The following is a 21,233-nucleotide window of genomic DNA, read 5'->3' on the forward strand; positions in this document are numbered from 1 at the left end:
CTTGATTTTCTAAAAAAAATCTTGAAATTTGCAGTATGAAAAAACCTGTAATTGCTATCGATGGGTACTCGTCTACCGGAAAAAGTTCTATCTCAAAAATCATTGCTGATCAACTGGGACTTATTCATATGGATACAGGAGCACTTTACAGAGGAGTTACCTGGTATGCTTTGCAGCATTGTCTGAATGAAAACGGTGAGATTGATCTGAATACATTGTTCTCTTCTTTTAATCAGATCAAACTTGAATTTAAAAATAACGACGGCACCCTTATTCTTTTCCTGAATGACACAGATATCTCTACGGAAATCCGTACCAATATCGTATCTGATAATGTGAGCCTTGTTGCCAAGCAAAAAGAGGTGAGAGATTTCCTCCTGCAGTCACAGCGCACTTTGGCAGAAAAAGGTGGCGTTATTATGGACGGACGTGACATCGGGACAGTAGTTCTGCCAAATGCAGACTATAAATTCTTTCTTACTGCCAGTATTGATGAAAGAACCAACAGAAGGTTTCTGGAACTGAAAGGACTGGGTATAGAAGCAGATAAAGAACAGGTAAAACAAAACCTGATAGAACGTGACAAGATCGATAGTGAGCGTGAAATAGCCCCATTGAAGCAGGCTGACGACGCTATTGTTATTGATAATTCGGCACTCACCAAAGAAGAAACCATACAGCTTATTTTATCTCACATCAAAAAGATTTAACAATTTTTAATAGGCTTCAAGCCTCCTTTGGTATACAAATTGTAAGTTTTATTACTGTAAAAACTAATCTATTATTAATTATTAAAAAACTTAAAATGTCTAGAAAAGGAAATAATACAGCAGGTATATTGGCAGGACTTCTTGCAGGTGCTGCGGCAGGTGTAATCTTAGGAATGTTATACGCACCGGAAGAAGGTAAAGAAACCAGAAAAAAAATCAAAACGAAGGCAAATGATCTTAAAGATCAGGCAAAAAACAAATACGGTGAGGTTTCTGAAAAAGTGAAAGACCAGTACAGTAATATTTCTTCTACTTTCAAAGAAACGGCAAACAGCGTAGCACATACTGTGAAAGACGGATATGACAAATACAAAGATCAGATTGTTTCTAAAACTGCAGATTTGGCAAAAGATGTAGAAGCAGAACTGAATGATCTGAAAAAATAAGTAATTTATCTTTTTAAGTAAATTACAGAAAGGAACTTTTGTGCGAAAGTTCCTTTTTTTGTAACTTTAAAAAAAAACAATGATAGAAACTATTAAAGAATACGCCTCCAAGAGAATCGATCTTCTGAAAATTGAAGCGACTGAAAAGTCGTCACTTTCTGCCGGGCTCATTACTTACTTTGTAGTACTGCTTGTTGCTTTTGCTTTTTTTATTATCCTTTTCAACTTTGGAATCGCTTTCCTTATCGGAAAAGCACTGGATAATTATTCCTATGGATTCTTAATTGTTGCTGCATTTTACGCACTGGTAATGGCGTTTGTTGTTGCCTTCAAAACAAAAATTGTGAATACTGTTGCAGATCAGGTTATTAAATTTTTAAATCATTAAACTATGGGCAGAAAATACGAGAGCATAGAAGAATTAAGAAGAAAGAAAAAACTGCTTCAGGGTGAAATAAGTGATCTGGAAAATCTTCTTACCTTCAAAAATACAAAAGAAAGCTTAAGTGCATTTACCAATGGTTTAAGTGATCAGTATCTTCAGGAAAAGATTGATGAAGACGGTGATGAAAAAGTAGTTTTAAGAAAAGATGTCATTGCCAAACAGCTTACTTCAGAAGTAAAAGATCTTCTGATCAGCAAAAATACAGCTGTAGGTATTGCGAGCTCTGCTTTCAAAGGAGGAAACCTTACAGACGGGCTTGTAAAACTAGGGGTTACTGCTATCGTAGGGAACTATGCCAAAAAGAATATGAAAAGTTCCAACTGGAAGAAAAAACTGATTGGTGCAGCATTGATTTACCTTGCTCCTATTGCTCTGAAATATGTCAGAAAAAAGATGGAGGTTTATCAGAAAAATAAAAGTGTTTCAAGTATGGAGCAATTGATATAAAAATCAGATATCAGAAACCAGACGCCGGATATTATTCAGTAATATTTTACAATAATTTTTAACCTCTGGTTTCTGATTTTCTATTTTGAAAATAACTGTCCTAAAATAATCCCGGCAGCCATTGACACATTGAGGCTTTCTGTAGACTGGGATTTTCCAAATCTAGGAATACTGATGCTTTTTTGTACCAGTTTTTCCGTCTCCGGTCTCATTCCGTTTCCTTCATTTCCTAAAATAAGGTTTAGCTTTTCGGGTTTCTGGAAAGTATAGATATTCTCTCCTTCCATATCTGTTCCGATATTTACATTCTCTGTTTTGGAAAGATATTCCACCAGATCAGTATACACCACATTCACTCTGGTAAAAGATCCCATGGTTGCCTGAATGACTTTCGGATTGTACACATCTACGGTATCTTCACTACAGATGATCTGTTCAATACCAAACCAGTCTGCAAGACGTATAATGGTTCCCAGGTTTCCGGGATCCTGTATTCCATCCAAAACCAATTGTATATTCTTATCTTCCCATTTTTCTTCCTCAGCAAGATAACATACCGCCACGGAATCTTTTGGAGTTTTAAGAAAACTTATTTTTTTTAATTCATTTTCAGAGATATGGGTAACAGGGATATCACTACGGTCCAATTTTTGTGGATCGGTTGACAATATTTCTTTAACTTTAAAGTTAGAATTAGAAAGTTCACAAATGATTTTATTACCTTCAACCAAAAACAAATTGTATTTTTGTCTGAACTTCTTTTTATCTAAAGATTGTAAAACTTTTATTGTATGAGCTGTAAGCATTATAAGAATTCTCCTCAAAAATATTATAAAATTATCTCATTTGCAACATTTGTTGGTCTCCTTTATGCTTGTAGTACGACAAAAAAAGTTCCTGAGGGCGAATATCTGCTTACCAAGAACAGTTTAGAGTTCGAGGATAAGAAAGTATTTTTCGATGAGGAACTTAAAGATTATATTCAGCAGAAGCCCAATAAAAAGCAGTTTCTTTTCATGCCATTAAGTCTCCTTCTGTACAATATGGCGGATCCGAAATACGACACTATACTTAATGAATATATGACCTATCCCGGCGAGATGAGAAATCAGAAGCTGAGAGATTCTTTATTCCTTAAATATAATATGAAAAGCAGTGTCGGAAAAAGTCTTCTTTTCGACCGTTTACTGCACAACTGGGGAACACCGCCGGTTATTCTTGATCAGACAAGAAGTGAAAAAAGTGCTGAATCTATAAAGAAAAGACTTACCTACAGGGGATATTGGGATGCTGATGTCAATTTTAAACATACACTGGATTCCGCTTCCAAAAAAGCATCGGTTAATTATTCCATCAAACATAATGATCCTACACGTATCAAGGATTATTTCTATAATATTCCGGATCAGGGGATCAAAGGGTATTACAACTATAATCTGAACAGAAGTCTTGTAAGATCCGGACAGATCCTTGACCAGACCGTTCTGGAAAGAGAGGTGACCAGAATTACGGATCTGATGAGAGAGTTTGGTTTCTACAGGTTCAATGCTTCCAATGATGAAGTTTATTTCGTTGCAGATTCCCTTAAAAGCAGAAAGCAGGTTCCTTTAACCCTGGAAATTCATAAAGATTCCCTGGATACTCCTTATAAAATAGCCACTTTTGGAAATATTGACGTTGCTATTGTGGATGAACCCGGTGATTATCCTAAAAACACCAAAAAAGATAGCTTAAGGAGAATAAGATTCCATACGATGAATGATAAATATAAACTTTCATCGGTGTGGAGAGCTATTATTCCGGACAGTAAAAAGGTTTTTGACCAAACGAAACTGGACGTAACCAAGAGAAATCTTTTATCGATGAATAACTTTAGCATCGTTAAAGCAAGAGACTCACTTAGACAAGGCGGAATGACCTCTCCAAACGACAGTATTGTAGATGTTTTGTATGTACTGAAACCACTTCCGAAATACGAACTTAAAGTGGGAACAGATATTAACTATTCTCAGGTTTTAAACCTGGGGATCTCCCCTTCTGTGGACCTTACCACCCGAAATGTTTTTAGAGGAGCGGAAAACCTTTCTACCAGTCTTTCAGGAACATTTGGTTCTATCAGAAGTACAAAAGATATCAGTAAAAGAGTTGCAGCCTACGAAATATCAGCTCAGGCATCCCTGAACTTCCCAAGACTGCTGCTTCCTTTTAATTATTATAAATTCATTCCAAAACGATACACGCCTACATCATCTATTTTGCTGGGGGCATCCATACAGAACAACATCGGTTTGGGAAGGTTGATTTTCAATACGGGACTGAACTATCAGGCAAGTGTTAATGATCAGGTGTATCACAAGCTTACTTTATTCAATACTCAGGTCAGTCTGACAAAAAATAAAGATGCGTACTATGACTACTTTGTGAATGACGGAAGGGTAAAAGATGAAGTATTCGGAAATTATTTTATGTTTAACCCGGAAACTGCGCAGACCGGACAAGATTATAAAGATGGAAAACTCAGTGTAGATGAAGTTTCCAAAATGATTATTGAGAACGATGCTTACCGTGGAAGCCTTAATCAGCAGGGAAGAGATCTTTTAACAGCCTTTACCGGAACATTGGTGAACAAAGACAGACAAACTCAGGATGTCCTTATTTCTTCCATGATCTACAATTTTGTCTATAGTGAAATTGGAAAGAAAGAATATCCAAATGCCTTTTATTTTAACGGAAAAGTGGAGCTTGCGGGAAATATATTAAGTATATTCAATAAAAAAGATAACGGCGGAGGTATTGTTACCGGCCCGCAAGGAACTATTTTCGGACTGCCTTACGCACAGTTTGTAAAATTTGATATTGATACAAGAAAATATTTTAAGTTTAACGGAAACCAGACATTGGTACTGCGCCAGTTTATCGGAGTTGGAATACCTTATGGAAACTCTCAGGATATGCCCATCATCAAGTCTTATTTCAACGGAGGTTCCAACGATATCAGAGCCTGGGTAGCCTTTGGAGGATTAGGTCCTGCAGATTCTCAGGTGGATGAAAGAGTTCGTACCTATATGACAGACAATCTAAAACTTACCACTAATATTGAATATCGAATTCCTTTCAATAAAACTTATGAAGGCGCTTTATTTACCGATATCGGAAATACATGGAGTCTTCGTAACTATAACGATGGATATGGAGATGAATTTAAGTTCGGTAAGTTCTGGAAACAGGTGGGTATCGGAAGTGGATTCGGATTAAGATTAAATATTGCCTACGTAACAGCGAGAATTGACCTTGCGTATAAGATCTATGACCCGAATAAACCTGAAGGCGACCGATGGAGATTCAAATTCATCCAACCTTTCAAACCAACAGTTAATATCGCGTTCGGATATCCTTTCTAATCTGGAGAAACGCCTAAAATAAAATAGACTACAGCAATCACACGGGCGAGGATTTCCCTCGTCTGGTTTCTGTAGAAACTCTCGGGTTTTGTGACATCCTGCGCATCAAATCCCAAAGCATTCATATCATTATTTCTTGCAAAAAACAATGCTCTCAGGTTGTGATATCCCTGAGATACAATGATGACATTCTTCTTCTTATAAACATCCTTACAACGAAGAATACTTTTATAGGTATTAAAACCTTTAGGATCTTCCACAATAATATCTTCAGGCACACCTTCCTGATTGATCAGATAGTTTTTCATTGCTCCCGGTTCGTTATAACCTTTGCTTTTTTCCCCGCTTACTATAATTTTCTTGATTTTCCCATGATGGTAAAGAAGGGCTGTGGCATCCATTCTTTTGGTGAAATAAGGATTGGATTTTCCGGATCTCATTTTTGGAGATGTTCCCAGAACCAAAGCAATTTCACGAGGTGGAATTTTTGAGATTTTGGTATAAGTTCTCCCATTGGTAAGCCCGAAAACCCACACATTACAGAAGCATATCATCAGAACTCCCAATTCCAGTGATATAAACCCAAGGTTAAATATGTTCCTAATGACTCTCAACTAAGATCAAAGTTAAGCTTTATTTTTTTACTTTTCACAATAGACATACAGGCTAAAATATGTCCCTGCGCTTCCTCTTTTTCGGTAAGATACTCATTTTCTAACAGTTCTACTTCTCCTTCATCTAAAGAACATTCACAACTTCCGCAGATTCCGGATTTGCAGGAATAAGGGACAGGAAACTTTTTCATCAGAAGCTGCTGAAGGATTTTATCCTTGTTATCAGGAAGCTGGGTCGTATATTTTTTCCCTAGCATGGTAAATTCGACCTCAATATTTTCAATCAGAGGAAATTCTTTTTCTACAGGATAAATATCATCATTAAATTCTTCAAAAAGTTCAAAATGAATATTCTTTTTCGGAATTCCGTGATGATAACATGCATTGGCCAATGTCTTGATCATTTCTCCTTTTCCGCATATCAATACTTCATCCACGGCATCCCAAATGGTGGATTCTTCATCTGTATCATCCAAATGAAGGATCTGATTGATGATCAAATGTAACTTCTTCTCATCCAGTCTGCCATAGAAAAACTGATCTGCTGTTTTCTCCTGAGAAAAGAAATAAAATATCTGAAGCCTGTCACCATATGTTCTGGCAAGGTTGTCCAACTGTTCGCGATAGACTAAATCTTCTGAACTTTTATTTCCAAAAAATAAAAACAACCGCGTTCTGGGTTCATTGTGAAGAATATTTTTGAAATGACTTAAAATAGGGGTAATTCCAATGCCTGCTGCAAAAGCAACAATAGTTCTGAATTCACTGGGTTTGGATACAATGGTAAATCTCCCGGAAGGTTCACTTACCCAAAGTTCATCACCAGCATTATAATTTTGAAATAACTGCGAAGTAGCTCCTTCAGAGGAATTCACCTTTATCCCCAGACATATTTTCTCTTCATAAGGAGCTGAAGTCATTGAATAATCATTAATAACTTCTTTCCCATGTGATTGAAATCTTATACTGACGAACTGCCCGGCTTCAAACCTGAAATTTTCTCTTAAATTCTCAGGAATATCAAACTCCAGAGAAAAAGTATTTTTGGTCAGCTCTTCCTTTTTCGCTATTTTTAACGGATGAAACTGTATCAGTTTCCCTTTATAGATTTGTTGTTCCATAACTTCAATTCAAAAATAGATAAAAAATAATTTATGAAGAAGATAATTTTATCCACGTTACTTCTTACTGCACTGTACAGCTGTAAAAAAGAAGGTCAGAAAACTGAAGACACAGCTGGCGCAGACCCTGTTTCTGTATCTCAAACTACAGAACCTGAAGGAAGTACAGCTATCCCCCAAGAACTTTCCCCTGAAAATGTAAGCCAGCATTTGGCAAAAAATAATGATACTTTATATGTAACCAATTTTTTTGCAACCTGGTGCGGCCCATGTATCAGAGAAATTCCAAGTTTTAAAAGTAAAATGGAGGAATTGAAAGGCAAACCTGTAAAATTCACTTTCGTGAACCTTGATGATAAGGCAGATTGGGCTGGTGCTGTTAAAAATTTTGCTGCAGAAAATAAATTGGGAGGCAGCATTATCCTACTGGATGGACAAAAATTAGATCCAAACTTCTTTCACAACAACTTCAAACAATGGGACGGAGGTTCTATTCCCTTTACTTTCATGAGAAAAGGTGATAAAACTGACGAATATCTGGGAATGATGACGGAAGATGTTTTGAATTCTAAAATCGATTCTTTCCTAAAATAAATAGACTGAACTCTTTCTGAATCATGTCAAAAAGATTTAAAATCCTGTGTTTATTATTCGTGATTGCCATTATTGCAAGCGCAATTATTAATCTGAACACAGGATTTTTAAGTTTAAGCTTCCAAGACTTCTTTCAGGATTCTGCGCACAGCCAGATTGCTGAAATCCGTATCAACCGTGTCCTAGTAATGATGCTGGCTGGGATTTCCATTCCTACTTCTGGTTTCCTGATGCAGGAATATTTTCAAAATCCACTGGCAGGACCTGATATATTGGGGATAACATCAGTCGCCAGTTTATCAGTTGCTTTTTATATTTTCTTTTCCCATACTATTTCCCTTCCTGAATTTTTACAGAATAGTTTTCTCAGTTTATCAGCTATTGTAGGAAGCTTACTGTTGATGTTGGTACTCCTCTCTATGTCCAATAGATTTCAGGACAAATCATATCTTATTATTTTCGGGTTTTTGGTATCTGCTTTTGCCGGAGCTATTGTTTCTCTGCTTCAGTTTTATGCAGAAAATCAGAGTCTTAAAAACTATATTTTATGGTCTTTCGGAGCGAATAATATGGTAACGAGGAATCAGATCTATGTACTTTCCGTTCTGGTCTTAATCGGAATGTTGATCTGCTTCAGAGCGATAAAACCACTTATTGGAAATTCTCTGGGTAATTCCTATGCACAAAGTTTAGGTGTAAATTTGAAACAGTTGAAACTTTTAATAATCGTGGCGTCTTCTCTCTTATCCGCTTCTGTCACTGCATTTTTAGGACCTATTCTGTTTATTGGAATCATTGTGCCACACTTTTGCAGACTTGTTTATAATCCATCCAGATTATGGCAGCAATGGATTCTTAATATGTTTCTGGGAATGCTGATTATGTTATTTTTCTCTGTCATTGCAGAAAAAACACAGATTCCTTTGAATGTAATAAGTTCTGTATTCGGGATTCCTGTGATTCTCATGATGCTGTTGAAACAGAATAAAGTGTGATTTTTTTGTTGGATAAACGCAAAGGCGCAAAAAACTTTTAAAAATTTTATATTTTTAAGACGCAAAGATTTTATCTCCGATAAAATTGAGCACCTCATATTCTAAACAAAAAATTTCTCCAATACCTTGCTGAAAATCTTCGATTTTATCGCGCCTTAAAATATTACACAAAATATTAAAAGCCTTTGCGTCTTCGCGTTTACCCAACATTTCGCATCAATAGGCATACTATGTTCCAAAATCATTAGTAACAGTCTTTGTAATTATTAAGCAACTATTCATATATTTAAGTCCAACAAAACACCACAAATGACAGAAAATGAATTATCAAAAGTAGTTTTTGAAACAGGTTTAAAGATTCACAGAAAACTTGGAGCAGGATTATTTGAGCATGTGTACGAAGAATGCATGTTCTATGAGTTAACAAAAGCAGGATTTTTAGTAGAAAAGCAAAAGCTACTTCCAATCATTTATGAAGATTTGAAAATAGAGAATGCTTTCAGACTCGATATGATTATTGAAAACAAAGTAATTCTGGAAATAAAAACAGTTGAGTATATATCACCTACTCATAAAGCGCAGCTTTTAACTTACTTAAAAATGACAAACTGTAAATTGGGATTATTACTTAACTTTCAATCTGATGTCTTCAAAAACGGAGTAACAAGAATTGTGAACAACTTATAAAATAAAACATGATAAAAATTTGACAAAGTCAAATTCCTTGCGTCTTAAAACATTATTTTTGTAAAAAACTTTGCGTCTTCGCGAAAACGAACAAAAACATGCATCTACAGATCAAACAGGCAAATATCGGATACAATACAACTTTAATCTCCAATGCCAATGCAGATTTAAAGCTTGGTGATGTATGCCTGCTGATTGGTAATAACGGTGTAGGAAAAACAACATTAATCAAATCTATCCTGCATCAGCTCCCTTTACTGAATGGGGAAATTTCTATTAATGGAAAAAATGTAAAAAATCTTTCGGTAAAAGAGATTGCGGAGAATATTGCCATTGTCTTTTCAAAGTCAGTTATTCCACAGCATTATACCGTTGAAGATCTTATTTCTCTGGGAAAGTATATCTACTACCCTTTTTATTTTGAACTTAAAAAAGAGGATCGTGAAGAGGTTGCACATATTATTGAAGAACTGGATCTTAATCAGTACCGATATACTCTTTTGAAAAACCTATCAGATGGAAATCTTCAGAAAGCGTTTATTGGCCGTGCTATTACCCAAAATTCGCCTATTATCATTCTGGATGAGCCCACTACCCATTTGGATGAAAAAAATAAAATCATCATTCTAAAAACCCTGAGAAAGCTGGCTAAGGAACAGAACAAGCTTATCCTTTTTTCTTCTCATGACTGGAGACTGGCCAAAGAATTCGCAGACAAAATATGGTATGTAAAGGAAAATCATTTGTATTTCGGAATTGTTGAGGACATTTTGCTTCAGCATAATGAACTTACGAATGCTTCCTTATTTCAAATCAATGAGACCTTTATTCCGCCAGTGATCTCTGCACCACAGTTTCACAAGGAAATGCTGTATTCTCTGCTTCAAAAAAACTTCCAAAAAGACCTGTCTGACCTGAATTTCGAATTTCAGAACCCATTTTGGGTAATTGCTAAGGATTTCTCTACCTATCAATGTGAATCTTTTGAAGAAATCATCGATTTAGTCTCAAACATTCATTAATACTTGATTTTCTTTGATTTATCCACATACTATGCATGCATAGTATTATGCTAATCATACAATTTAATCCATTTATTTACAGCCTATTAACAAAATTTAACGTTAATAAATATTATGCATGCATAATATTTATTAAATTTGGGTAAAACCATTGGCGCAAAAATGATGGATCATAATAAGGAAAAAATAGAAAACGTAGATTTAATTTTAAAGCAGACCTGGCTGGCTGTTTCTAAAATGTACACAGAATTAGCCCAGGAACATGATTCCACAGCGGTACAGGCACTCACACTTTTAAAAATAGATCCTAAAGAAGGAACTCGAAGTACCAATCTTGGACCGAAGATGGCTATTGAACCCACTTCATTAACGAGAATCATCAAACTTCTTGAAGATAACGGATACATCTATAAGGAGAAGACCACCACTGATAAAAGAGAGGTGATCATCAAACTTACAGATAAAGGATTAAACTCCAGAAATATGTCTAAGGAAGTCGTTGTGAATTTCAACAAGAAGGTGATGGAAAAAATTTCTCCGGAAAAACTGGAGGCTTTCAAAGATGTGATGGGTGAAATCATGAAAATAGCCAACGAATTATTAAATAACCGAAAATAAATTATGATGAAGCCTTCGGGTTCATATCATCTTATACAAATAAAAATTTACATATGAAAAGAAGAATCAAACATGTAACGGTTCTTGGTTCAGGAATTATGGGAAGCGGAATCGCTGCTCACTTCGCCAACATCGGCGTTGAAGTATCACTTTTGGATATTGTTCCTTTTGAACTTAATGAAGCTGAACAGAAAAAAGGTTTGACCAAAGATGACAAAGCAGTAAGAAACAGAATTGCTTCCGAAAACTTTGAAAAACTTAAAAAAGCAAGTCCTGCACTTCTTTATTCACCAAAGTTTGCAGACAGAATCAAAATCGGAAATTTCGATGATGATTTGCCGAAAATAAAAAATACCGACTGGATCATTGAAGTAGTCGTTGAAAGACTTGATATCAAGAAGTCTGTGTACGAAAAAATTGAACAGTTCAGAAAACCGGGAACATTAATTTCTTCCAATACATCCGGTATTCCTATTCATCTCCTTACAGAAGGGAGAAGCGAGGATTTCAAGAAGTACTTTGCCGGAACACACTTCTTCAACCCGGTAAGATATCTTCCCCTTTTAGAGATTATCCCAACCAACGATACAGCTCCTGAAATCATCGATTTCTATATGAATTACGGAGCGAAATTCCTGGGTAAGACGACTGTCTTAGCCAAAGATACACCAGCTTTCATTGCCAACAGAATTGGGGTGTTTTCTATGATGGATCTTCTTCATAATGTACAGAAATTAGGACTTACCGTTTCTGATGTTGATAAATTAACAGGTCCCGTAATCGGACGTCCAAAATCTGCAACATTCAGAACGGCTGACGTTGTAGGTCTTGATACTTTGGTAATGGTAGCCAACGGAGTTCGTCAAAGCGGTGCTGAAGCGAATGACTTCAATGATGTATTTGCCCTTCCTCCTTATATCCAGAAGATGATGGATAATAAATGGCTAGGTTCAAAAACAGAACAAGGTTTCTATAAAAAAGTGAAAAATGCAGAAGGAAAATCTGAAATTCACGGATTAAACCTTGATACTTTGGAGTATGAACTTCAAGGAAAATCATCCTTCCCTACTCTGGAATTAACAAAATCTATAGATAAACCGATTGACAGATTTAAAGTATTAATTGGTGGTAAAGATAAAGCTGGTGAATTGTACAGAAAGTCTTTAGGAGCATTATTTGCTTACGTTTCGCATAAAGTACCTGAAATCTCTGACGAGGTCTATAAAATTGACGATGCGATGAGAGCCGGTTTCGGATGGGAAAACGGTCCATTTGAAATCTGGGATGCTGTAGGTGTTCAGAAAGGTATTGAACTGGCAAAAGATGCAGGATACGAAGTTTCTGACTGGGTGAAAAATGTAGAAAATTTCTATAAAGTTAATGACGAGGGTCAAAGCATTTACGTTGATAAAAATTCAGGAGAATACAACAAGATCCCTGGTCAGGATGCATTCATCATCTTAGATAATATCAGAAAAAATAAAACACTTTGGAGCAATTCAGGGGCTGCTATCCAAGATTTGGGAGACGGAATTATCAACTTTGAGATCCGTTCAAAAATGAACTCTCTTGGAGGTGAAGTTCTTGACGGATTGAACAGAGCGATTGATTTGGCAGAAAAAGAATATGACGGATTAGTAGTTGGTAACCAGGGAGCTAATTTCTCTGTAGGTGCCAACCTTGCGATGATTCTTATGATGGCTATTGAGCAGGATTGGGATGATTTGAATATGGCAATCGCTTACTTCCAGAAATCAATGATGAGAGTACGCTACTCTTCTATTCCTGTAGTAGTTGCTCCTCACGGAATGACCTTAGGTGGAGGATGCGAAATGACCATGCATGCAGACCGAGTGGTTGCAGCGGCAGAAACGTATATCGGACTGGTAGAAACCGGGGTTGGAGTAATTCCTGGTGGTGGGGGTACTAAAGAATTGACTTTAAGAACTTCCAGAGAATTCCACAACGATGATGTTAAAAATAACAGACTTCGTGATGCATTTATGAACATCGCTATGGGTAAAGTAGCTACTTCTGCTTATGAAGCTTACGATATGGGAATCCTTGAAAAAGGGAAAGACATCGTTTCCGTAAGCAAAAACAGACAGATTGCTGAAGCGAAAAAAGTAGCGAAACTATTAGCAGAACAAGGCTATACCCAGCCCATCGAACAGAAAGTAAAAGTTTTGGGTAAAGACGCATTAGGAATGTTCTACGTAGGAACTGACCAGATGTTAACCGGAAACTTTATTTCTGCACACGATAAGAAAATTGCTGATAAACTAGCCAACGTGATGGTAGGTGGAAATCTATCAGAGCCAACAGTTGTAACGGAACAGTATCTATTGAACCTTGAAAGGGAAACTTTCCTTCAGCTTTGTGGAGAAAGAAAAACTCTGGAGAGAATCCAGTACATGTTACAGAACGGAAAACCATTAAGAAACTAATACTTTCAAAAATAATTAACAAACACTTTGTCATTCCGAAGGGATCCAAACATTGAATAGATGCTTCCAGCATGACAAACAGTATGGTTAATTTTTATAACAATTAATTAATAAAACAATGTCAAAGACAGCATACATAGTAAAAGGTTTCAGAACTGCCGTTGGAAAAGCTCCAAAAGGAAGTTTAAGATTTACAAGACCTGATGTCATGGCGGCTACCGTTATTGAAAAATTAATGGCTGAGCTACCACAATTAGATAAAAATAGAATTGATGACCTTATCGTAGGAAACGCAATGCCGGAAGCTGAACAAGGGCTTAATGTGGCGCGTCTGATCTCTTTGATGGGGTTAAATACCGATAAAGTTCCGGGAGTTACCGTGAACAGATACTGTGCATCAGGAAGTGAGGCAATTGCTATTGCTTCTGCGAAAATTCAGGCTGGTATGGCAGATTGTATCATCGCGGGTGGTACAGAATCTATGTCATATATTCCTATGGGAGGTTATAAGCCGGTTCCTGAAACGGATATCGCAAAAACAAACCCTGATTATTACTGGGGAATGGGTTACACAGCGGAAGAAGTTGCAAAACAATATAATATTACAAGAGAAGAACAGGATCAGTTTGCTTTTGAATCTCATATGAAGGCTTTAAAAGCTAATCAGGAAGGTAAATTTGCCAACCAGATTGTTCCGATTCCTGTAGAATATAATTTCCTGGACGAAAATCAGAAACTGCAGACTAAAAAGTTTGATTTTTCAGTAGATGAGGGGCCTAGAGCAGATACTTCTTTAGCAGGTTTAGCAAAACTAAGACCTGTATTTGCCAACGGAGGAAGCGTAACTGCCGGAAACTCTTCTCAAATGAGTGACGGAGCGGCTTTCGTAATGGTAATGAGTGAGGAAATGGTAAAAGAATTAGGACTGGAGCCTGAGGCAAGATTAGTGGCTTATGCTGCAGCCGGATTAGAACCAAGAATCATGGGAATGGGTCCTATCTATGCTATTCCAAAAGCATTGAAACAGGCTGGTTTAGAATTAAAAGATATCGATTTGATCGAACTTAACGAAGCATTCGCTTCTCAATCGGTTGCAATCAAAAAAGAATTAGGATTAAATCCTGACATCTTAAACGTAAACGGAGGAGCTATCGCCCTTGGTCACCCGCTTGGATGTACAGGAACAAAACTGACAGTACAACTTCTTGACGAAATGAGAAGAAGAGGCAACAAGTACGGAATGGTTTCTATGTGTGTGGGAACAGGTCAAGGAGCGGCTTCTATTTTTGAACTTCTTTAATAGACGGATAGATAATAGACTTAAAGACACCAAAAATGAATGAATGATTTTTTAAGAGGCACAATTTTAAAAAGCTTAAAATTTGGCAAATGAGTATGGAATTATCAAGATTAACTTTAGATCTTACAGATACTTTTCCGATTTATGAAAAGTATGGTTTGAAAAATCAAATGGACAGATGTGCAATTTCAATTCCATCAAATATAGCTGAAGGTTCAAGCAGGACAAATAAGTCTTTTAGTCATTTTTTGGATATTTCTTTAGGTTCTTCATTTGAATTGCAAACATAAATATTGTTAGCAAATCATAGAAAATATTTATCTGATGAAAAAACTGAAATCTTTGAAATTAAGATTGAAGAATTTCAAAAAGCAACAATGGTATTTCAGAATACTTTAAACAGGGACTAAGAAAACAAAAGACTAGGAGATAATGGACCGAAAGAAAATAGACAGTATAAAAGTCTATCATCTATCCGTCTATTATCTGAATGTCTCAAAAAATTTAAAAAACAAAATAATATATGGCTACATTAAAAGGCGGGGAATTCCTGATCAAACAGATTCCTGCAAATGAAATTTTCAGTATTGAAGAACTGAATGAAGAACAAAAGATGCTTCGTGATTCTGCGAAGGAATTTATAGATAGAGAAGTAGTTCCTCAAAGAGAACGTTTTGAGAAGAAAGATTACGCATTTACTGAAGAGACCATGCGTAAACTGGGAGAAATGGGGATGTTGGGAATCGCTGTTCCTGAAGAATACGGAGGTCTTGGAATGGGCTTTGTGACTACAATGCTTGCCTGTGATTATCTATCAGGAACTACAGGTTCATTGGCTACAGCTTATGGTGCACACACCGGAATTGGAACCCTGCCAATCGTTCTTTACGGAACTGAAGAGCAGAAGAAAAAATACCTTCCGGATTTAGCAACGGGAACAAAATTCGGAGCTTACTGTCTGACAGAGCCAGATGCTGGTTCTGATGCCAATTCAGGAAAAACAAAAGCAAAACTTTCCGAAGACGGAAAACATTATATCATCAACGGTCAGAAAATGTGGATCTCCAATGCAGGATTTGCAGATACATTTACATTATTCGCTAAAATTGATGATGATAAAAATATCACAGGATTTGTCATCAACAGATCGGAACTTGAAAACCCTGAAAGCTTAACTTTCGGAGAAGAAGAACATAAATTAGGTATCCGTGCTTCTTCTACCCGTCAGGTCTTCTTCAATGATATGAAAATTCCTGTGGAAAATCTTTTAGGAGAAAGAAACAATGGTTTCAAGATCGCTTTGAATGCATTGAACGTAGGCCGTATCAAATTGGCTGCAGCATGTCTTGATGCACAGAGAAGAATTTTAAACCACTCTATCCAGTACTCTAACGAAAGAAAACAGTTTGGTGTTTCAATCGCTACTTTCGGAGCGATCAGAAAGAAAATTGCTGAAATGGCAACCGGAGTTTTCGTAAGTGAAGCAGGTTCTTACAGAGCAGCTAAAAACGTTCAGGATAAAATTGACGAATTAGTAGCAGGTGGATTAAGCCATCAGGAAGCAGAACTGAAAGGTGTTGAAGAATTCGCGGTAGAATGCTCAATCCTTAAAGTATTCGTTTCTGACCTTGCCCAGCACACAGCAGACGAAGGAATTCAGGTGTACGGAGGGATGGGATTCTCTGAAGATACTCCTATGGAAGCGGCTTGGAGAGATTCAAGAATTTCAAGAATCTATGAAGGTACCAACGAAATCAACAGATTATTAGCCGTAGGAATGCTTATTAAAAGAGCGATGAAAGGTGAATTGGATCTTTTATCACCTGCTATGGCCATCAGCAAAGAATTGATGGGTATCCCTTCATTTGAAGTTCCTGATTATTCAGAATTCATGAGCGAAGAAAAAGCAATTATCGCAAACCTTAAGAAAGTATTCCTAATGGTTTCCGGAGCAGCTCTTCAGAAATATATGATGGATATTGAAAAACAACAGCATTTATTATTGAATGCATCTGAAATCCTTAACCAGATCTATATGGCAGAATCCGCAGTATTAAGAGCAGAGAAACACTTCTCTCCTGAATCTGTAGAAGCAGCTATGGCTCAGTTAAATCTTTACAAAGCTGTTGAGAAAATCATCGCTGCAGCTAAAGAAGGAATTGTTTCTTTTGCTGAAGGAGATGAGCAGAGAATGATGCTTTCTGGATTAAGAAGATTCACTAAATATACCAACCATCCGAATGTAGTAGCGCTTACTGAAAAAGTAGCCGCTCACTATATCGAGAAAGGAGCTTATTAGTCTTTAATAACATAAATTTGATTCAGCGTCTCAATTTTTGAGGCGCTTTTTTGATCTTTATCAATTATGACATCCATTGAAATTAATGGTATTTAGCAAGGTTATTCAAAAAAAATTATTATTTTTATTTTAAAATAACTAACACATGAAAATTTTATTATTTCCAATACTCCTTATTTTCGTTACTTTTTCAGCACAAAAAAAAGACAATTTACTTCCTGTTCCCAAGATGGATACCACAAAAATTGTTGCTAAAGGGAAATTCCCGGGATATTTTGCTCTGAAACCCGATCAACCTCAAAAAGAACTTTACAAAATATTAACGGTTAAGCCCAATGATACAATTCTTTATCTGGCTTTAAAAGAATCTTCAAAGGATTATTCACAATATAAAATTCTAAATTCGATTACTCCAGATAAGCTTCAGGTCAATCGGAAAAAAATACTACCATCCAAATAACATAACACAAACTAAAAACTATTACCATGGGAAAATTTATTATCTCTAAAAGAACAAACGGAGACTTTCAGTTCAACCTCAAAGCTGGAAACGGGCAGGTTATTTTAACCAGCCAGGGATACAGTACCAAACCTTCCTGTGAAAGCGGAATCGGATCCGTAAAACTCAATGCACAGGAAGACGCAAAATTTGAAAGAAATACAGCCAATGACGGCAGATGTTATTTTAATCTAAAAGCCGGAAACGGACAGATCATCGGAACCAGCCAGATGTATGAATCTGACAATGGTATGGAAAACGGAATAGAATCTGTAAAAAACAATGCTCCTCATGCTCATATAGAGGACGAAACAGACTTTTAAAATCATATAAAATATTCTTCATAAAATGTCTTATTTTTTTAAGGCATTTTTTATTTTTGTACTCTATTTTTCATTAGAAATGACAAAAGAAGAATTACTGAATAAAGCAATCAAAATCGCCGATAAGGCTCATAAAGGACAAACCGATAAATACCATGCTCCCTACATTGCCCACGTAATGCGGGTGATGAACTATGGTAAAACACTGGATGAAAAAATCGTTGGAGTACTTCACGATGTTGTAGAAGACCATCCACAGGAGTTTAGTCTGGACTATTTAAGGTCGGAAGGATTTCCTGAATATATTATTTTTGCCATCAGCTGCCTTACAAAGCTTGATCCGGAAGAAGACTATGATGAATTCATTAAAAGAACGGAACGATCTCTCCTTTCTGTAGCTGTAAAACTAAATGATCTTCGTGATAATATGGATCTCAGAAGAGTAAACAGAGAGCTTACTCCTAAGGATATCAAAAGATTCAATAAATACCTGAAAGCCTATCGCTATCTGATAGAGAAATATTAATCCGCACCCGGGAAATCGTAACTCTTCGTGTGATGATCTGTTCCATCGATATTGATATTTAACGCAAGGTAAACGAAATGTAAATTTTTGTTTCCTTTTGCTTCAAATTCACGCTGCCACAGATATCCGCTCACGATTCCGAAATAATCATCGATCTGATAGCCGAAACCGCCATAGACTCTGTTTCTGGCGAAAGTAGGCTTCATCGGAGAGACAAAGAAAACCTCGTCATAAGCATTAGCGAAAACAGTTCCTTTCTTAATGGTTTTAGCGTTCAAAGGAACACTAACGTTCAGACGGTATCTGTAACGCATTCTCTGGGAAGTCTGATCTGTTTTTGGCTCGTAAAACCAGCTCTTTTCAGCACGGAAACGGTTTTCAAACTTTACGATACCTTTCTTGATATCAATAACATCCTGAAGCCATACCCTGAACTCCTCTCTGCTCAGGCTATGTTCTTTATAGTTAACATATCTTCCCAGTCCTACAAAAGGTTTGTGGTTTTTGGTAAGATTATACCCTAGCCCTCCTTTTATTTCATAATAATCAGGGTAGGTATAATCTTCGTTACCACGCATCTGCCCTTCAGCATAAAGGAAAAATTTCGGATGAAACTTATAGGTCAGAGTCACTGCATTGAAGCTGGAAATGTGTTCCTGCGCTTTAAAAAAAGATATTCCAAGTAATAAACCTAAGCCTATAAGACGTTTCATAAAAAATTTTTGCAAATGTATATTTTTTAACAATTTGTTAATATTAACTTTCATTAATATTAAATTAACACCTACTTAATATTAATTGTATAAGAAAACCCAATGTGGAACCACCTTTGCGGCATTCCCACCCCAAATGCTTCGGTATATTTTGTGTTGGTCAAATTGTTAATCAACACATACACTGAATAATCTTTCTTAGCAAAACTCAGCTTCTCATCTACAAGATTATAGGTTCCCAGATTGACTCTTTCGTTGTAACGGTAAACAAGCTCATTGGTAAAGTTTTTCAGGAATTTCACCTCTAACTTGGACACAAACTGATGCTTCAGATTGTCCAGAATATATCTTGAAATCACACCAGCTTTTTCTTCATATTTACTATCAATATAAGTATATCCTACTGTATATTTTAACCAGTCTGTCGGTCTGTGGCTCCACTCGGCTTCGACTCCTTTTGTTTTGATATCTCCTACATTCTGGGCATACCATACTTTATCACTAAGGTCTTTTTTTACCCAGTCAATAGAGTTGCTGGAATTCCTAAGAAATCCACTTATTTTTGCTAAAATTCTGTTATTTTGATATTGATAACCTATCTCTGATGACAAAGCATTTTCAGGCTGTAAATCCGGATTTCCCTGTTCCGTTTTACTCAAATAATAAAGTTCGGTAAAAGTGGGTACACGGTGTACTTTTGCGATATTTCCGTAGATTTTAGAATTAGTATTAAAGTTATAGCCTACGTCAAGCCCCGGATAAAAGAAATTTCCTTCTTTAGAATAATTAGCCCATGAAATTCCCGGACTGATGTTCAGTTTTTTATCCAGTAATGAAAAATGATGTTCAAAGAAAACCTGAGATACAAAACGGTTTCGGTCACCCAAATTACTGCTTATTAAAAATTCTTTTCTCAGTTCAACACCAATTCCGGTTATTCCCAACCCCCACTGATAGCTGGAATTCACTTCTCCACCTACGTTATTTCCGATGTGCATATTTCGGTAAAAATCCGGATTCCATCTGTCATAAAGATACATATCCTGCCCTCTTCTCCAATACACATTAGAGTTAAGCTTCAGCTTTCCAAAAGTCTGCTGATGAGCTACACTTACAATAGAGGCCTGTGTTTCCTCATACTGTTTGGTAGCAGCACTGGAAGCATAAAAGCCATTGGCTCCGAATTTCTTTTCCGAAAACCCGGCCTGTACTCTTACATCTCCGTTTTTGATATTCAGTTTTCCCTGATAAAATACATTTCTGATCTCATAATCCGTATTGAACATATACCCTTCTGATGAAGCTGAATTCGCCTGCAGGGAGTTCGTGAATTTTTCATTTCCGATCTGCGCGTTAAATCCCAAACCATAGCTGCCGTAATCTCCACCCTCTGCGCTTATCTTCACTTTTTTCCCCGGAACACTTCTGGTGATGATATTGATAACACCAGCATAAGCATTCTGTCCGAAACGTCTTGCAGCCGGGCCTTTTATGATTTCTATCTTTTCTACTTCATCCAGATCTACCGGAATATTCATATTATTATGTCCGGTCTGGGAGTCATTCATCCTGATTCCGTTCAACAACAGAAGAACCTGCTCAAAAGAACTACCACGAAAACCGATATCGCTCTGCACACCATTAGCTCCTCTCCTTCTGATATCCATTCCTGGCACCTGTTGAAGGATTTCGTCTATACTTTTAGCCGGAGAATTTACAATGTCTTCTCTGGTGATAACACTGATGTTCTGATTGGCACTTTTATAAGGTGTAGAGATAAATTTTCCCTGAAATTCGATGCTTTCAATATCTGTTGTCTTTTCCTGTGCATTTACCCAAAGTAAAGATCCCAGAAAAAAAGCACTTCCTATCTTTTTGATCATAATCGTTTCCGTAGTTTTTTAACAGAGTCCAAAAGTAAGAGAGTTCACCAAGACAGGCAAATGATAGTTGTCATAAAAAAAGATGCAACGTAATGCTGCATCTGTGTGAGGGAGTAATTCTATCTTTTTCTCATTAAATGTGT

Annotated in this window: 22 protein-coding genes; 17 read left to right on the forward strand and 5 right to left on the reverse strand. The window is 36.6% G+C overall.

Annotated features, from left to right (window positions below):
- The first annotated feature begins 35 nt into the window (after positions 1-35).
- The 4 genes from cmk (at position 36) to A1704_RS02295 (ending at position 2,048) form a co-directional block, all read left to right on the forward strand.
- Positions 36-710 (forward strand): (d)CMP kinase, encoded by a 675-nt coding sequence (cmk, locus tag A1704_RS02280; RefSeq protein WP_062670075.1) that lies wholly within the window; start codon positions 36-38, stop codon positions 708-710.
- A 95-nt stretch (positions 711-805) separates the two neighbouring features.
- Positions 806-1,156 carry a YtxH domain-containing protein gene (locus A1704_RS02285; protein WP_047431084.1) on the forward strand — a complete coding sequence of 117 codons (351 nt, stop codon included), beginning with the start codon at positions 806-808 and terminating at the stop codon, positions 1,154-1,156.
- A 79-nt stretch (positions 1,157-1,235) separates the two neighbouring features.
- Positions 1,236-1,544: a phage holin family protein gene (locus tag A1704_RS02290; RefSeq protein WP_034694332.1), complete on the forward strand. Its 309-nt coding sequence runs from the start codon at positions 1,236-1,238 to the stop codon at positions 1,542-1,544.
- 3 nt (positions 1,545-1,547) lie between these two features.
- On the forward strand, positions 1,548-2,048 hold the full coding sequence (locus tag A1704_RS02295; RefSeq protein WP_062670076.1) for a hypothetical protein: 501 nt from the start codon (positions 1,548-1,550) through the stop codon (positions 2,046-2,048).
- 80 nt (positions 2,049-2,128) lie between these two features.
- Here the strand turns inward: A1704_RS02295 and A1704_RS02300 are convergent, their stop codons facing one another.
- On the reverse strand, positions 2,129-2,854 hold the full coding sequence (locus A1704_RS02300; RefSeq protein WP_062670077.1) for a TrmH family RNA methyltransferase: 726 nt from the start codon (positions 2,852-2,854) through the stop codon (positions 2,129-2,131).
- Here A1704_RS02300 and tamL point away from each other — a divergent pair.
- Complete coding sequence (gene tamL / locus A1704_RS02305) at positions 2,840-5,449, forward strand: translocation and assembly module lipoprotein TamL (RefSeq protein ID WP_062670078.1); 2,610 nt, start codon at positions 2,840-2,842, stop codon at positions 5,447-5,449. The two genes, A1704_RS02300 and tamL, sit on opposite strands and share 15 nt — an antisense overlap.
- Here tamL and A1704_RS02310 read toward each other — a convergent pair.
- A complete protein-coding gene (locus A1704_RS02310) occupies positions 5,446-6,003 on the reverse strand; it encodes a SanA/YdcF family protein (RefSeq protein WP_373427997.1) in 558 nt (185 codons plus the stop codon). The two genes, tamL and A1704_RS02310, sit on opposite strands and share 4 nt — an antisense overlap.
- A gap of 56 nt (positions 6,004-6,059) precedes the next feature.
- The gene (locus A1704_RS02315) at positions 6,060-7,184 is read right to left on the reverse strand and encodes a ferredoxin--NADP reductase (RefSeq protein WP_062670080.1); all 1,125 of its coding nucleotides are present in this window, start codon (positions 7,182-7,184) and stop codon (positions 6,060-6,062) included.
- 33 nt (positions 7,185-7,217) lie between these two features.
- Between A1704_RS02315 and A1704_RS02320 the strand changes: the two genes are divergently transcribed.
- The 12 genes from A1704_RS02320 (at position 7,218) to A1704_RS02375 (ending at position 18,494) form a co-directional block, all read left to right on the forward strand.
- Positions 7,218-7,778 carry a TlpA family protein disulfide reductase gene (locus tag A1704_RS02320; RefSeq protein ID WP_062670082.1) on the forward strand — a complete coding sequence of 187 codons (561 nt, stop codon included), beginning with the start codon at positions 7,218-7,220 and terminating at the stop codon, positions 7,776-7,778.
- Positions 7,779-7,801: 23 nt separating this feature from the next.
- Entirely contained in the window at positions 7,802-8,773 is a 972-nt protein-coding gene (locus A1704_RS02325; protein ID WP_062670084.1) for a FecCD family ABC transporter permease, read from the forward strand.
- Between the two features lie 309 nt (positions 8,774-9,082).
- The gene (locus A1704_RS02330; protein ID WP_062670086.1) at positions 9,083-9,460 is read left to right on the forward strand and encodes a GxxExxY protein; all 378 of its coding nucleotides are present in this window, start codon (positions 9,083-9,085) and stop codon (positions 9,458-9,460) included.
- Between the two features lie 98 nt (positions 9,461-9,558).
- Positions 9,559-10,482 (forward strand): ABC transporter ATP-binding protein, encoded by a 924-nt coding sequence (locus A1704_RS02335; RefSeq protein ID WP_062670088.1) that lies wholly within the window; start codon positions 9,559-9,561, stop codon positions 10,480-10,482.
- A gap of 165 nt (positions 10,483-10,647) precedes the next feature.
- Entirely contained in the window at positions 10,648-11,100 is a 453-nt protein-coding gene (locus A1704_RS02340) for a MarR family winged helix-turn-helix transcriptional regulator (RefSeq protein WP_062671553.1), read from the forward strand.
- 53 nt (positions 11,101-11,153) lie between these two features.
- On the forward strand, positions 11,154-13,547 hold the full coding sequence (locus A1704_RS02345) for a 3-hydroxyacyl-CoA dehydrogenase/enoyl-CoA hydratase family protein (RefSeq protein ID WP_062670090.1): 2,394 nt from the start codon (positions 11,154-11,156) through the stop codon (positions 13,545-13,547).
- 118 nt (positions 13,548-13,665) lie between these two features.
- Entirely contained in the window at positions 13,666-14,847 is a 1,182-nt protein-coding gene (locus A1704_RS02350) for an acetyl-CoA C-acyltransferase (RefSeq protein ID WP_062670092.1), read from the forward strand.
- 80 nt (positions 14,848-14,927) lie between these two features.
- The gene (locus A1704_RS25030; protein ID WP_317041189.1) at positions 14,928-15,137 is read left to right on the forward strand and encodes a four helix bundle protein; all 210 of its coding nucleotides are present in this window, start codon (positions 14,928-14,930) and stop codon (positions 15,135-15,137) included.
- A 233-nt stretch (positions 15,138-15,370) separates the two neighbouring features.
- A complete protein-coding gene (locus A1704_RS02360; protein WP_062670094.1) occupies positions 15,371-17,146 on the forward strand; it encodes an acyl-CoA dehydrogenase family protein in 1,776 nt (591 codons plus the stop codon).
- A 145-nt stretch (positions 17,147-17,291) separates the two neighbouring features.
- Positions 17,292-17,606: a hypothetical protein gene (locus A1704_RS02365; protein WP_062670096.1), complete on the forward strand. Its 315-nt coding sequence runs from the start codon at positions 17,292-17,294 to the stop codon at positions 17,604-17,606.
- Positions 17,607-17,632: 26 nt separating this feature from the next.
- On the forward strand, positions 17,633-17,968 hold the full coding sequence (locus tag A1704_RS02370; RefSeq protein ID WP_062670100.1) for a YegP family protein: 336 nt from the start codon (positions 17,633-17,635) through the stop codon (positions 17,966-17,968).
- Between the two features lie 79 nt (positions 17,969-18,047).
- On the forward strand, positions 18,048-18,494 hold the full coding sequence (locus A1704_RS02375) for a phosphohydrolase (RefSeq protein ID WP_041461800.1): 447 nt from the start codon (positions 18,048-18,050) through the stop codon (positions 18,492-18,494).
- Here A1704_RS02375 and A1704_RS02380 read toward each other — a convergent pair.
- Both A1704_RS02380 and A1704_RS02385 read right to left on the reverse strand, forming a co-directional pair.
- Positions 18,491-19,207, reverse strand: a complete 717-nt coding sequence (locus A1704_RS02380) for a DUF2490 domain-containing protein (protein WP_062670101.1) — start codon at positions 19,205-19,207, stop codon at positions 18,491-18,493. The two genes, A1704_RS02375 and A1704_RS02380, sit on opposite strands and share 4 nt — an antisense overlap.
- Before the next feature lie 71 nt (positions 19,208-19,278).
- On the reverse strand, positions 19,279-21,090 hold the full coding sequence (locus A1704_RS02385; RefSeq protein ID WP_062670103.1) for a TonB-dependent receptor plug domain-containing protein: 1,812 nt from the start codon (positions 21,088-21,090) through the stop codon (positions 19,279-19,281).
- Positions 21,091-21,233: the final 143 nt, after the last annotated feature.

This window comes from Chryseobacterium cucumeris (assembly GCF_001593385.1).
GTDB classification, from domain to species: domain Bacteria; phylum Bacteroidota; class Bacteroidia; order Flavobacteriales; family Weeksellaceae; genus Chryseobacterium; species Chryseobacterium cucumeris.

Coding starts and splice junctions, on each gene's coding strand:
- A1704_RS02380 (WP_062670101.1), bottom strand. CDS start 19,207: ATGAAACGTCTTATAGGCTTAGGTTTATTACTTGGAATATCTTTTTTT.
- A1704_RS02375 (WP_041461800.1), top strand. CDS start 18,048: ATGACAAAAGAAGAATTACTGAATAAAGCAATCAAAATCGCCGATAAG.
- A1704_RS02350 (WP_062670092.1), top strand. CDS start 13,666: ATGTCAAAGACAGCATACATAGTAAAAGGTTTCAGAACTGCCGTTGGA.
- tamL (WP_062670078.1), top strand. CDS start 2,840: ATGAGCTGTAAGCATTATAAGAATTCTCCTCAAAAATATTATAAAATT.
- A1704_RS02345 (WP_062670090.1), top strand. CDS start 11,154: ATGAAAAGAAGAATCAAACATGTAACGGTTCTTGGTTCAGGAATTATG.
- A1704_RS02340 (WP_062671553.1), top strand. CDS start 10,648: ATGGATCATAATAAGGAAAAAATAGAAAACGTAGATTTAATTTTAAAG.
- A1704_RS02325 (WP_062670084.1), top strand. CDS start 7,802: ATGTCAAAAAGATTTAAAATCCTGTGTTTATTATTCGTGATTGCCATT.
- A1704_RS02315 (WP_062670080.1), bottom strand. CDS start 7,184: ATGGAACAACAAATCTATAAAGGGAAACTGATACAGTTTCATCCGTTA.
- A1704_RS02385 (WP_062670103.1), bottom strand. CDS start 21,090: ATGATCAAAAAGATAGGAAGTGCTTTTTTTCTGGGATCTTTACTTTGG.
- A1704_RS02290 (WP_034694332.1), top strand. CDS start 1,236: ATGATAGAAACTATTAAAGAATACGCCTCCAAGAGAATCGATCTTCTG.
- A1704_RS02370 (WP_062670100.1), top strand. CDS start 17,633: ATGGGAAAATTTATTATCTCTAAAAGAACAAACGGAGACTTTCAGTTC.
- A1704_RS02285 (WP_047431084.1), top strand. CDS start 806: ATGTCTAGAAAAGGAAATAATACAGCAGGTATATTGGCAGGACTTCTT.
- A1704_RS02335 (WP_062670088.1), top strand. CDS start 9,559: ATGCATCTACAGATCAAACAGGCAAATATCGGATACAATACAACTTTA.
- A1704_RS02295 (WP_062670076.1), top strand. CDS start 1,548: ATGGGCAGAAAATACGAGAGCATAGAAGAATTAAGAAGAAAGAAAAAA.
- A1704_RS02365 (WP_062670096.1), top strand. CDS start 17,292: ATGAAAATTTTATTATTTCCAATACTCCTTATTTTCGTTACTTTTTCA.
- A1704_RS02360 (WP_062670094.1), top strand. CDS start 15,371: ATGGCTACATTAAAAGGCGGGGAATTCCTGATCAAACAGATTCCTGCA.
- A1704_RS02300 (WP_062670077.1), bottom strand. CDS start 2,854: ATGCTTACAGCTCATACAATAAAAGTTTTACAATCTTTAGATAAAAAG.
- A1704_RS02320 (WP_062670082.1), top strand. CDS start 7,218: ATGAAGAAGATAATTTTATCCACGTTACTTCTTACTGCACTGTACAGC.
- A1704_RS02310 (WP_373427997.1), bottom strand. CDS start 6,003: ATGATATGCTTCTGTAATGTGTGGGTTTTCGGGCTTACCAATGGGAGA.
- cmk (WP_062670075.1), top strand. CDS start 36: ATGAAAAAACCTGTAATTGCTATCGATGGGTACTCGTCTACCGGAAAA.
- A1704_RS02330 (WP_062670086.1), top strand. CDS start 9,083: ATGACAGAAAATGAATTATCAAAAGTAGTTTTTGAAACAGGTTTAAAG.